This window comes from Microbacterium sp. (assembly GCF_036566905.1).
In the GTDB taxonomy this organism is placed as follows: Bacteria; Actinomycetota; Actinomycetes; order Actinomycetales; family Microbacteriaceae; genus Microbacterium.
Genome location: NZ_DATCVK010000240.1, coordinates 1 through 11,525 on the forward strand (window position 1 = coordinate 1; position 11,525 = coordinate 11,525).

12 protein-coding genes are annotated in these 11,525 nt (G+C 70.4%); 6 read left to right on the forward strand and 6 right to left on the reverse strand.

Annotated features, from left to right (window positions below; genetic code table 11):
* Window positions 1-850: hypothetical protein (locus VIP82_RS22105; RefSeq protein ID WP_331912639.1), on the reverse strand; the 850-nt coding region annotated here is incomplete at its 3' end.
* Between the two features lie 73 nt (window positions 851-923).
* A complete protein-coding gene (locus tag VIP82_RS22110) occupies window positions 924-2,126 on the reverse strand; it encodes an AI-2E family transporter (protein ID WP_331912641.1) in 1,203 nt (400 codons plus the stop codon).
* Between the two features lie 130 nt (window positions 2,127-2,256).
* Between VIP82_RS22110 and VIP82_RS22115 the strand changes: the two genes are divergently transcribed.
* A complete protein-coding gene (locus VIP82_RS22115) occupies window positions 2,257-2,550 on the forward strand; it encodes a chorismate mutase (protein ID WP_331912643.1) in 294 nt (97 codons plus the stop codon).
* A 51-nt stretch (window positions 2,551-2,601) separates the two neighbouring features.
* Here VIP82_RS22115 and VIP82_RS22120 read toward each other — a convergent pair whose 3' ends face one another.
* The 3 genes from VIP82_RS22120 to VIP82_RS22130 are packed head-to-tail and all read right to left on the reverse strand — an operon-like array spanning window position 2,602 to window position 4,600.
* Window positions 2,602-3,297: a hypothetical protein gene (locus tag VIP82_RS22120; protein WP_331912645.1), complete on the reverse strand. Its 696-nt coding sequence runs from the start codon at window positions 3,295-3,297 to the stop codon at window positions 2,602-2,604.
* Entirely contained in the window at window positions 3,294-4,211 is a 918-nt protein-coding gene (locus VIP82_RS22125; protein WP_331912647.1) for an ABC transporter ATP-binding protein, read from the reverse strand. The genes VIP82_RS22120 and VIP82_RS22125 overlap by 4 nt, the downstream gene beginning before the upstream one ends.
* On the reverse strand, window positions 4,208-4,600 hold the full coding sequence (locus tag VIP82_RS22130) for a GntR family transcriptional regulator (RefSeq protein WP_331912649.1): 393 nt from the start codon (window positions 4,598-4,600) through the stop codon (window positions 4,208-4,210). The genes VIP82_RS22125 and VIP82_RS22130 overlap by 4 nt, the downstream gene beginning before the upstream one ends.
* 382 nt (window positions 4,601-4,982) lie before the next feature.
* Between VIP82_RS22130 and VIP82_RS22135 the strand changes: the two genes are divergently transcribed.
* The 5 genes from VIP82_RS22135 to VIP82_RS22155 are packed head-to-tail and all read left to right on the forward strand — an operon-like array spanning window position 4,983 to window position 10,357.
* The gene (locus VIP82_RS22135; protein ID WP_331912651.1) at window positions 4,983-6,395 is read left to right on the forward strand and encodes a quaternary amine ABC transporter ATP-binding protein; all 1,413 of its coding nucleotides are present in this window, start codon (window positions 4,983-4,985) and stop codon (window positions 6,393-6,395) included.
* Entirely contained in the window at window positions 6,392-7,393 is a 1,002-nt protein-coding gene (locus tag VIP82_RS22140) for an ABC transporter permease (RefSeq protein WP_331912653.1), read from the forward strand. The genes VIP82_RS22135 and VIP82_RS22140 overlap by 4 nt, the downstream gene beginning before the upstream one ends.
* Before the next feature lie 20 nt (window positions 7,394-7,413).
* Window positions 7,414-8,301, forward strand: coding sequence for a glycine betaine ABC transporter substrate-binding protein (locus tag VIP82_RS22145; protein WP_331912655.1), 888 nt, complete (start codon window positions 7,414-7,416; stop codon window positions 8,299-8,301).
* Window positions 8,302-8,345: 44 nt separating this feature from the next.
* Complete coding sequence (locus VIP82_RS22150; RefSeq protein WP_331912657.1) at window positions 8,346-9,290, forward strand: patatin-like phospholipase family protein; 945 nt, start codon at window positions 8,346-8,348, stop codon at window positions 9,288-9,290.
* Complete coding sequence (locus VIP82_RS22155) at window positions 9,290-10,357, forward strand: 1-acyl-sn-glycerol-3-phosphate acyltransferase (RefSeq protein WP_331912659.1); 1,068 nt, start codon at window positions 9,290-9,292, stop codon at window positions 10,355-10,357. The genes VIP82_RS22150 and VIP82_RS22155 overlap by 1 nt, the downstream gene beginning before the upstream one ends.
* 29 nt (window positions 10,358-10,386) lie before the next feature.
* Here the strand turns inward: VIP82_RS22155 and VIP82_RS22160 are convergent, their stop codons facing one another.
* Entirely contained in the window at window positions 10,387-11,367 is a 981-nt protein-coding gene (locus VIP82_RS22160; RefSeq protein WP_331912661.1) for a hypothetical protein, read from the reverse strand.
* Window positions 11,368-11,525: the final 158 nt, after the last annotated feature.

Here is an 11,525-nt window from a genome sequence, read left to right on the forward strand (position 1 = left end):
CCGCGCGTCCCGCCACGCGGTGGAGGTCTGCGGCGCGGTACCACGCGTTCGCGAGAGTCTCGGTGCGCTTCTCGGTCGCGCAGACCAGCTCGGTCGCGGCCGTCGCCGCCTGCCATTCGCCACCCAGCTGCAGCACGCTCGCTCGGTGGAGCGTGCACTCGCCGCGGAACGGCGCGAGGCCGTGCTGGGCGTCGCACCAGTCGCCGAGCTCGCGTGTCCACACCCGCGCCCGTTCGACGTCGCCGCGGCCGAGAAGGCTGGCGATCACGGCGCAGTACGCCGGCCCCGCCGCCCGATCACTCACCCTCCCGTCCGCGATGAGCAGCATGACCCGGTCCAGCTCCGCGAATGCCTCTTCGATCCGCCCCAGCGCGAGCAGTGCGCGGCCCAGACCCATCGTCGCGAGCGTCAGGGCGTCGGCGTCGGAGGCGGCATCCGCAGTCTGCATGGCCGCGCGAAAGAGCGGGACGGATGCCTCGGCCTCGCCCCGTGCGTATGCTCCGGCCGCCGCGCACAAGGCTCGGAGCGCGTCGGTGGCGACAGTCGCGTCGGCGCGACCGCACAACTCCATGAGGCGGCCCATCCACGCCCCGCCGCGCACGGCGTCGCCGTGCTCGCTCAGCGTGAAGCCCAGCCAGAACACGCAGCGCACCGCCGACTCGAGGTCACCCTGGTCGAGGTAGCGCAGCTGCGCCCGCTCCCACGCGCGCACCGAGACGTCGTCGCGCCCCACGAACCAGGCGGCCTGCCCCAGTTCGTCGAGCTCGTCGCCGGTGAGGGCGGCCTCGTGGGCGACGAGCTGCTCGAACCGGCCCGTCCAGTCGACGACGCCGGCGTCGCGGATCGCCATGCGCACAGTATGGGCGCGCCTTGTCACCCGGACAAGGCGCACCCTCGCCAGGCGGTCCGCCCAGCCACCGGTGTCAGACCTTCGCGTCCTGCTTCTTGAAGAAGACCTGTTTGATGATCAGCAGGATCGAGGCCGTCACCGGGATCGCGACGAGCGCCCCGATGAAGCCGAGCAGAGTGCCACCGATGAGCGCGCCGATCACCACGAGCGAGCCGGGGATCTCGATGGCCTTGTTCATGACCTTCGGGGTGAGCACGTAGGCCTCGATCTGGATGTAGATCAAGTAGCAGATGGCGAAGATCAGCGCCGCGAGCGGGCTCGTGAACAGGGCGATGACGGTCGCGACGATCCAGTACAGCACGGGTCCGATCAGCGGGATGATCGTGATCGAGAAGGCGAGCACGCCCATCAGCAGCGGATACGGCAGCCCCAGCACCAGGTGGAGGAGGGTCGCGACCACGGAGTTGAAGAACGCCAGGATGACCATTCCCATGAGGTATCCGCCGACGGAGTCGGTGATCTGGTCGGTCATGGCCCGCACGCCCGGGCGCCGGCGTGCCGGCGCGAACTGCATCAGCGAGTCCTTGATGCCAGGCAGCGAGGCGACGAAGTACAGGGTCAGGACGACGATGATCAGGCCACCGGAGATCGCCGTGGCGATGCCGGCGCCGACCTTCAGCAGACCGCCGGAGATCGCCGCGATGTTCGCCGGGTCGGTGACCCACTTCTCAGCGTCGGTCACCAGCGAGTTCAGCCCGGTGCCGAAGATCCCCTCGAGCCACTTGAAGAAGTCGGACTTCTGGAAGTTGTCGATGGTGTCGGGGATGCCGGTGACGAACTGGCCGATCTGGGCGACGAGGGTCGGCACGACGAGCAGCATGAGACCGATGCCGAGGATGGCGCCGGTCAGGAAGATGATGGCGATCGCCCATCCGCGCTTGACCCCGTGCCTGCCCAGCCACTTGACCACCGGATCCAGGCCCAGGGCGGCGAACATCGCCAGTCCGATGTAGACGAGGATGGTCGAGATATTGGTGAGGGCGATGCCGAGAAGGAGCGCGACCAATCCGCCGAGTGTCAGCAGCAGCCCTGCGGCGAAAGGGTTGTCGAGTCTCGCCCAGAAGGGCCGACCTTGCTGGTTGTCGGCGAGGGTGAACGTTGCGGGATGATCACTCACGACGACCGCGGCAGCGTCCGTGCCGGCTGCAGGGTCGGCGGCGAGTGGCATGCTGTCGTCGGTGCCGCCGGCACGGGGTGAGGGCGAGGGGTCGGTCATGGGTCACACTCTAGAGCCGGGCGACCGCCCAGACACGCAGGAGTCGCGATTTCACCCGCATCGTGCGATGCCCACCGGGCGGCGTGCCGGGCCGTACCGCTCGGGTATCGTCGAGGCGAGGAGGACCGCCATGACCGAAGATCCCACGACGACGCTGACGCGGCTGCGCAGCAGCATCGACAACATCGACGCCGCGCTGGTGTATCTGCTCGCCGAGCGTTTCAAGGCGACGAAGCAGGTCGGTCATCTGAAGGCCGACCACGGCATGCCCGCGTCCGACCCGGCCCGCGAGGAGCAGCAGGTCGCGCGACTCCGCAGCCTGGCCGAGCAGGCCGACCTCGACCCCGCCTTCGCCGAGAAGTGGTTCAACTTCATCGTCGCCGAGGTCATCCGTCACCACACCGAGGCCGCTGACAGCCGCTGAACCGCGCACGGCGCCGGAGCGACGGCATCCGTACTTCGGCGTCTCCGCCGATCAGGGCACGGTGCGCCGCAGCGTCAGATACGAGATCCCGCCGAGCAGCACGGTGGCCAGAAGGCCCCAGGTGGCGAACCCGGCCGGCCCCTGCACGACGATCGTCGAGATCACGTCGGTCCACATCTCGAAGCGGGTGATCGCCCAGACGGCGACCACGAGGATCAGGCCGACGCCCGCCCAGATGATCGACAGCACCGCCGCGCCGAAACGCTTGTAGACGGTGGCGGACCAGAAGCCGAGCATGAAGATGAGCAGCGCCAGGACGAAGTAGAAGAACGCCGCCACGAGGGGGCCGTCCGCCACCACCCAGTCCAGGGCGAAGAAGTACCCGTTGACGCCCCAGCCGCCGGTCGCCTCCTCGATCATGCCGCCGACGGCGAAGACGGCGGCCAGCAGCACCGCGCACATCGACGCGGCGAGCATCGTGCCGAGGAAGAACTCCCTGCGGGTCACGCTCATCGCCTGTGAGAACGGGAACGTCAGCGTCAGCGACGAGATCCCCACGAACAGCAGCACCCACAGCGGCGCCTGCGAGCCGCCGCCGTAGAACGGCCCGGGAATGCCCGAGCTGTAGAGGATCGCGTAGATCGCGATCGACATCGCGAACGAGGCGCCGAGCACGATCAGCGGGACCCAGACGAACGTCTGCTTGTTGATCAGCTGCATGCGCACGACACTGACGGTGCGGTTCATCGCAGAGCTCCTTCATCGGCGGCGGCGGCTTCCGCGGCCGCTCGCTGGGTGGTCCGCACGATCAGCTGCTGCAGCGAGACCGGCGCCATGTCGAGGCCCGCAGCGACGAGCCTGGCGTGGTCGTCCGCGGTGAGCGGGCCGAGCACGGTGGCCGAGGCCACGTGACCGAGGGATTCGCGGTGGATGACCTCGCGCCCGGCGACGAACGCGTCGACGGCGGCCGTGTCGCCGACGATGTTGGCGGCACGCTCGCGCACGGCATCCGTCTCCTCGTCCATCAGGATGCGGCCGCGGTCGATCACGAGCACGCGCTCGATGAGGTTGGACACCTCGTCGATCAGGTGGCTCGAGAGGATCACCGTGCGGGGGTGCTCGGTGTAGTCCTCCAGCAGCCGGTCGTAGAAGATCTGGCGAGCGACCGCGTCGAGGCCCAGATACGGCTCGTCGAAGAACGTGATCTCCGCGCGGGCGGCGAGACCGATGATCACGCCGACAGCGGAGATCTGCCCGCGGGACATCTTCTTGATCCGCGTCTTCGGCGGCACCTGGAAGTCCTCGATCAATCGCTGGGCGAGCTCTTCGTCCCAGTTCGGGAAGAACAGGCGTGCGGTGCCGAAGGCGTGCTTCGCAAGCGCGTCGTCCGGGTATTTCTGGCTCTCGCGCACGAAGCACATCCGGCTGAGGATGCGCGCGTTCTCGTACGGCTGCTCGCCGAAGATGCGCACCTCGCCGCTGGTGGCGAAGTTCTGCGCGGTGAGGATCGACATGACGGTCGTCTTGCCGGCTCCGTTGCGGCCGAGCAGGCCGTAGATCGTGTTCTTCTCGATGGTGAAGCTCACGTCGTCCACCGCGACGGTGTCGCGGTATCTCTTGGTGAGATTCTTCACCTCGATGACGTGCGTCCCGGTCGTCATCGCGGATTCCCTTCTGTGGTGGTCGCGCCGCGTCCCGAGGCGCGGTCGCGGATGAGCAGTGCGAGGTCGTCGGGCCCGAGCCCGAGCTTGCGGGCCTCGGCCAGCAGCGGATCGACGAAGCGGTCGGCGAAGGCGTTCCGCCGCTCGGCGAGCAGCAGGTCGCGCGCGCCCGGCGCCACGAACATCCCGATGCCGCGGCGCTTGTACAGCACGCCCTTGTCGGTCAGCATGGCGATTCCCTTCGCGGCGGTGGCGGGGTTGATCCGGTAGAAGGCGGCGAGCTCGTTCGTCGACGGGGCCTGGGCCTCCTCGGCGAGGGATCCGTCGATGATCGAGTCCTCGACCCTCTCCGCGATCTGCAGGAACAGGGCCCGGCCTTCTTCGATCACGTCACTCCTGAGTAGGTTGGTTACTTACTTGAGTAACTAACCACTGAAGCGCGACACTTGTCAAGCGCTGCGCGGATCATCGCCGGCGGTCGGGGGGCGGCCCGCCACCGCCGAGGCCGTGATATCACGCGTGCGCGACCTACCTAGAGCGCCGATGGCTGTCCAATTTGCCCGTTCGCGGGCGGTCGTGAAACGGTGGATCAGGCCCCTCATGGGGCTGTTCCCGACCAGTCCGCGGTCACGGGTGACGTCCTCACGGGGCGCCAGACCGGTGAGCGTATGGTCGGCGGCCGAAGCGCGGATCCGACATCCGCTGCGTTCCCGGCCGCCACCCGGGCGCAACCGCTGCAGCTTCTGCACGGAAGCTGCCGAGGTGCACACAGTGACGCTTCCTGCCATCGAGGCGAAGGGCCTCTTCAAAGTCTTCGGACGAAACCCCAAGGACGCCGTCCGCCGTCTCCGCGCCGGCGCGACGCGCGCCGAGGTCGCGGACGCCGGCTCGGCCGCCGTGATCGACGCGAGCTTCACGGTCCAGCCGGGGGAGATCTTCGTCATCATGGGGCTGTCCGGCTCCGGCAAGTCCACCGTGCTGCGCATGCTCAACGGACTGCTCCCGCCCACGGCGGGCGACGTGCTCGTGCAGGGGCAGAGCGTCACGAAGGGCTCGGCCAAGGCCCTGCGCGGCATCCGTCAGCGCTCGGTCTCGATGGTCTTCCAGCACTTCGCGCTGCTGCCTCACCTGACGGTGCTCGACAACGCCGCCTACGCACTCGAGATCCAGGGCGTCGGGCGCGACGAGCGACGCGAGCGGGCGCGCGAGATCCTCGGCAAGGTCGGGCTCGGCGATCGCGCCGACGCGATGCCCGATGAGCTCTCGGGGGGCATGCGTCAGCGCGTGGGCCTGGCCCGGGCGCTCACCGCGGGCACCGACATCCTGCTCATGGACGAGGCGTTCTCGGCGCTCGACCCGCTCATCCGGCGTGAGATGCAGGAGCAGCTCATCGAGCTGCAGCGCGAGCTCGGCCGCACCATCGTGTTCATCACGCACGATCTCAACGAGGCGATGTTCCTCGGCGACCGCATCGCGGTGATGCGCGACGGCCGCATCGTGCAGAACGGGACGCCCGAGGAGATCCTCACCGACCCGGCGAACGACTACGTCGCGCAGTTCGTGCAGGATGTCGACCGCGCCCGTGTGCTCACCGCCGGGTCCGTGATGGCGCCGCCCGCCGCGACCACGCCGGTGAGCGCCGGCGTGCGCGGAGCGCTGCGGGTGATGCGCGACCTGCAGGTCGGATCGGTGTCGGTCATCGAGAACCGCAGGTTCCTCGGCACGGTGACCGACCGCGCGGTCATCCGGGCCGTCAAGGACGGTCGCACCGACCTTCGCGCGATCGTGCACACCGCGCACGCGGCGGTGCACGTCGACGACCCGCTGACGGATGTGGTCGAACGCGCCGTGGAGCGCCCGGTGCCGGTCGCCGTCGTCGACGACGCCGGCCGCCTCGTGGGCGCCATCCCCCGCGTCACCCTGCTCGCAGCCCTCGGCAACGTGCCGCCGGTCACCCGTGAGAACCCGGTCATCGACCTGCCCGCCACGGTGCCGGCGAGCGAGATCACGCAGACGCTCGCGGCGGTCGAGCAGCCCGCGGCCGCGGCACTGGCGTCCCGATCGGCCGCGCCCACGGCGCTCGCCGGACCCGGAGGCCGCCCCGCACCGTTGGGCCGCCCCACAGCCGGAGGCCGCGCAGCGACCGGCGACGCCCGCACCACGACCGAGGGAGCAGCACGATGAACGATGTCTTCCGCCTTCCGCTGGGCGATGTGGTCGAGACCGCCGTCCGCTGGATGATCGACGTGCTCGGCGGCTTCTTCGACGTCGTCGCCCTCGTCTTCAACGGCCTCTACGGCTGGCTCGACGCGTCCCTGTCTACGCCGCCGTTCTGGGTCGTGATCCTCGTGATCGCCGCGTTCGCGTACTGGTCGAGGGGCATGCTGCTCGCCATCGGCAGCGCCATCGGACTGCTCGTGATCGTCGCGGTCGGGCAGTGGGCGAATGCGATGGACTCGCTCGCCCTGGTGATCCTCGCCGCCGCGGTGGCGATCGCCATCGCCGTGCCGCTCGGCATCTGGGCGGCGCGCAACGACCGCGTGTCGTCGGCCCTGCGCCCCGTCCTCGACTTCCTTCAGACGATGCCCGCGTTCGTCTACCTCATCCCGGCGATGCTGATCTTCGGCGTCGGCCCCGTGCCCGGCATGGTCGCGACCATCGTGTTCGCCCTGGCACCCGGCGTGCGTCTGACCGAGCTCGGCATCCGCGGCGTCGACCCCGAGATCGTCGAGGCCGGTCACGCGTTCGGCGCATCGCCCGGGCGCATCCTGCGTCAGATCCAGCTGCCGCTCGCCCTGCCGAGCATCATGGCGGGCGTCAACCAGGTCATCATGCTGAGCCTGTCGATGGTCGTCATCGCCGGCATGGTGGGCGCGGGCGGCCTGGGCGGCCAAGTGGTGCAGAGCCTCAGCCGCATCGACATCGGCCTCGGGGTCGAGGCCGGCCTGTCGGTCGTGATCCTCGCGATGATCCTCGACCGCGTCACGTCCGGCTTCTCCACGCCGCGTTCCCGGACGGTTCGCCGGGCCGGCGCGGTGGGCACGCAGGACGGGGAGACGGATGCCGCACGCCGGGGATCCGTCGACGCCGGGGTCCCGGCGACACCGGGCCCGGCAACGGCGGCCACGACATCCGTCCCTGACGACGCGCCGTCCGCGCGACCCGAGCCCGCCCACGTCTGACCCGACCCGAGAGGACTGACATGACCACGCGACGCATCATCGCCGCCGGCATCGCTCTGGCGGGCACCGCCGGACTGCTCGTCACCGGCGCCCTCGCGCAGACCGGCGCGGGCGACGCCGGCAAGGGGCATCTGACCATCGCCGTCTTCAACGGCTGGGACGAGGGCATCGCCGCGTCCGAGCTGTGGAAGGCCGTGCTCGAGGAGGAGGGGTACACCGTCGACCTCGCGTACGCCGACCCGGCGGCCGCCTACACGGGCATCGCGCAGGGCGACTACGACCTGACGCTCGACACGTGGCTGCCGCTCACGCACGCCGACTACATGGACACCTACGGCGACGACCTCGTCGACCTGGGCGCCTGGAACGACGAGGCGAAGCTCACCATCGCGGTGAACGAGGACGCCCCCATCGACTCGCTGACCGAGCTCGCCGCCAACGCCGACCTGTTCGGCAACCGGCTGGTCGGCATCGAGGCGGGCTCGGGCCTCGTCACCGTGACACAGGACGACGTGATCCCCGGGTACGGCCTGGAGGGCATGGACTTCGTGACCGCGTCGACCCCCGCGATGCTCACCGAGCTGCAGGCGGCGACGGATGCCGGACGCGACGTCGCCGTCACCTTGTGGCGCCCGCACTGGGCCTACAACGCGTTCCCGATCAAGGACCTCGAAGACCCCGACGGCCTGCTCGGCGACGCCGAGGGCATCCACACGGTCACCTCGACCGCGTTCGCCGAGGAGCAGCCCGAGGTGTCGCGCTGGCTCGAGGACTTCCGGATGGATAACGAGCTGCTGTACTCGCTCGAGGACGCCATGTTCGGCGCGTACGACGGCGACGACTACGGCCCCGTCGTGGATGAGTGGATCGCCGACAACCGGGACTGGGTCGACGGCCTCACCCGCTGACCCGAATCCCTGCCGCGGCCCCGCACCCGAAATAGGGTGTGGGCATGACGGTGGCGTTCGTTCTCGGCGGCGGGGGCGTCCGCGGCGCCGTCGAGATCGGCATGCTGCGGGCGCTCCTCGAGTCCGGCATCCGTCCCGATCTCGTCGTGGGCACCTCGATCGGCGCCATCAACGGCGCGCTCGTGGCAAGCGACCCGACGCCCGCCGTGATCGATCGCCTGCTCGACGCGTGGACCTCGCCGGCGGCGAACGCCGTCTACGGCGACTCGCTGTTCGCGCAGTTCACCCGGCTCGTGAAGACCAGGACGCACCTGAACTCTCCGGCGCCGTTGCGGCATCTGCTCGAGCGGTCGCTCGGCGCCGACACCCGCTTCGAAGACCTGCCGGTGCGGCTGCGGGTGGTCGCCGCGAGCATCGAGCGCGCCGCCGAGCACGTGTTCGAGTCGGGCTCCCTGATCGAGGCGATCCTCGCGTCGGCGTCTGTGCCGGGCCTCCTGCCCCCGACGCGCATCGGCGACGAGCATTTCATCGACGGCGGCATCGTGAACTCGATCCCCATCGCTCAGGCGGTGGATGCCGGAGCCCGCACCGTCTTCGTGCTGCAGGTCGGCCGCATCGAGACGCCGCTCGTCGCACCCAAGTCGGCGGTGGACACCGCGCGGGTGGCCTTCGAGATCGCCCGTCGCCACCGGTACGCGCGCGACGTCGCGACGCTGCCCGAGGGCGTCGCCCTCCACGTGCTGCCCAGCGGCGGTGGGCTCGACGGCGACGATGCGCTGATGTCGTACCGCCGCATGGACACCGTGCACCGGCGCATCGACGCCGCCTACGACGCCAGCCTGTCGTTCCTCGCGGAGCGGGGCCTCGGCGACCGGCCGCCGGCCGGCGGCGACGAGGCTGCGCGCGACGGGACTGCGCGGGACGAGGACGCCGCCGGCGACCAGGCTTCGCGGGACGAGGACGCCGCCCGCGGCGAGGGTGAGGACTGATGGGCGTGCCGCCCACCTGGGTGCGCCGCATCCTCTTGGCGCCGCTCATGATCGTCGCGGCGGTCGTCATGCTGGTGCTCACGCCGGTGTGGCTGATCGTCGCGCTCGCGCTGACGTCGCTGGTGCCCGGACGGTTCCGGCTGCCCCGCCTGCTCTGGCTCGTGACCGTCTATCTGCTCTGGGACGCCATGCTCGTCGTCGCGATGTTCGGGCTGTGGATCGGCTCGGGCTTCGGATACGCGCTCCGGCGCCCGGGCTTCGTGACCGCCCACTATCGCCTCGGCGGCTGGGGCCTGCGTGTGCTGTTCTGGATCTTCGGCGGCGTGCTGCGGCTCACGATCACCACGAGCGGCTCCGATGAAGGCGAGGCCGCGGCGGATCGGGCCGCGTTCGACCGGCTCTTCACTTCCGGCACGCCGCTGATCGTCGCGAGCCGTCACGGCGGACCGGGCGACTCGTTCATCCTGATCCATACGCTGCTGAACGAGGTCGCCCGCCGGCCGCGCATCGTGCTGAAGTACACGCTGCAGTGGGATCCCGCGATCGACATCCTGCTGCACCGCGTGCCGTCGCGGTTCATCGTGCCGTCGGGCTTCGGGCACGGGCACGCGGGGGGTGGCCTGCGGGTGGAGGAAGCGCTGGGCGAGCTCGCCACGGGACTCGGCCCCGACGACGCGTTCGTCATCTTCCCGGAGGGCGGCAACGTCAGCCCCGCTCGTCGCCGCTCTCGGATCCAGCGACTGCGCGACGCCGGGCGCGAGGCGATGGCCGAGCGGGCCGAGGCGCTGCGGCACGTCATGGCGCCGCAGCCGGGCGGTATGCACGCCGCGCTGGATGCCGCGCCCGACGCCGACGTGGTGTTCATCGCGCACACCGGCCTCGACCGCCTCGTGACGCTCCGCGATATCTGGCGCGAGCTGCCGATGGACAAGGGCATCACCATGCGCGCCTGGCGCGTCCCCCGTGCGGACGTGCCCGAAGACCTCGATGCCCGCGCCGCGTGGCTGTTCGACTGGTTCGCCCGCATCGACGCCTGGATCGACGCGCACCCCGAAGTCAGCGCCTGACAGCGGGCGCGGCCGCGGCGATCGGGCCGTCAGCGGTGGGGTTTGGGGTGCGTCACCCGGCCGGGCGCGTCACCGCTGCCGCGTGACGGCACGGGCCACTGGGCGGCCGCCGGCGGGGTCGTGCTCGGGCGCTTCGGTGCGGGCAGCGGCTCGGCGACCGGCTCCGGCGATGCTGCGGGCGCGGATGCCGGCGATGCTGCGGGCGCGGATGCCGGTCCCGCCGTCGGCGTGGCGACGGAGGGAACGTCCGTCGTCGTGGAGGTCGTCGGTCCGAGCTCGAGCATCACCTTGTTCTCGAGAACCTCGATCGCCTCGTCCGATATCGAGATGAGACCGTCGAGTTCCTCGCGCACGCGCCGGTACGCGAGCTGGCGCTCCGCCGGCGTGGCCGCCTCGTCGATCGCGACGGTGAGGAGCTTCTTCGCGGTGTCGAGCCGTTTGCGCTCCACCTCGGTGAAGCTCGAGTCGCGCAGGCGCCGGGCATCACGCTCGGCGACGTCGAAGGCGACCTCGAAGTCCGCGACCGCGTTGCGGTACTCGGCCAGCTGCTCCCTCGACAGGCGCGCCTTCGGTGACGCCGGGCGCAGGCCGTCGGCGATGCGCTTGGCGCGGAGGAACGCTGCGGTGAGGGGCTGGCGGCCGTCGCTCATCGCCGGGAAGGCGATGATCTTCGCGACGTCGAGCTCGTACTCGAGCCAGCGTGCGGTGACGGCGTCGTGGGTCGCGAACAGGCGTTCGAGCTGGGTGACCTGCGTCTCGCGCGGAGCCGCTGTGGGCTCGGGCACCGCCGTCTGGCCGGTGATCGGCGGGAGGGATGCCGCGGCCACGGCCTTGCCGCGCGCCGCTGCCTGTGCGGCCTTGAGCTCGGCCTTCGCGTGCATGACTTCGATGCGGCGCTGGTGCCGCCGGCGGGCACCACGCTCCCAGGCGTTGCCGACCATGCCGGCAACGCCCATCAAGGGAAAGACCAGCCACCAGAAGTCGCCGAGAAAATCGAAGATCGGCTGCACTCTGTCATGCTAACCGCCCGGTACGCCGCTGTGTCGGGCTCAGGGCACCCTGTCAGCGCGCGGATCGGCGGCGCGCGGAGGCGGCATCCGTGCGATCAGCGTCGGCAGCCGGTCGGCGATCTCGGCGATGACCGCGGCCGCCGCGGTGAGTCCTGCGG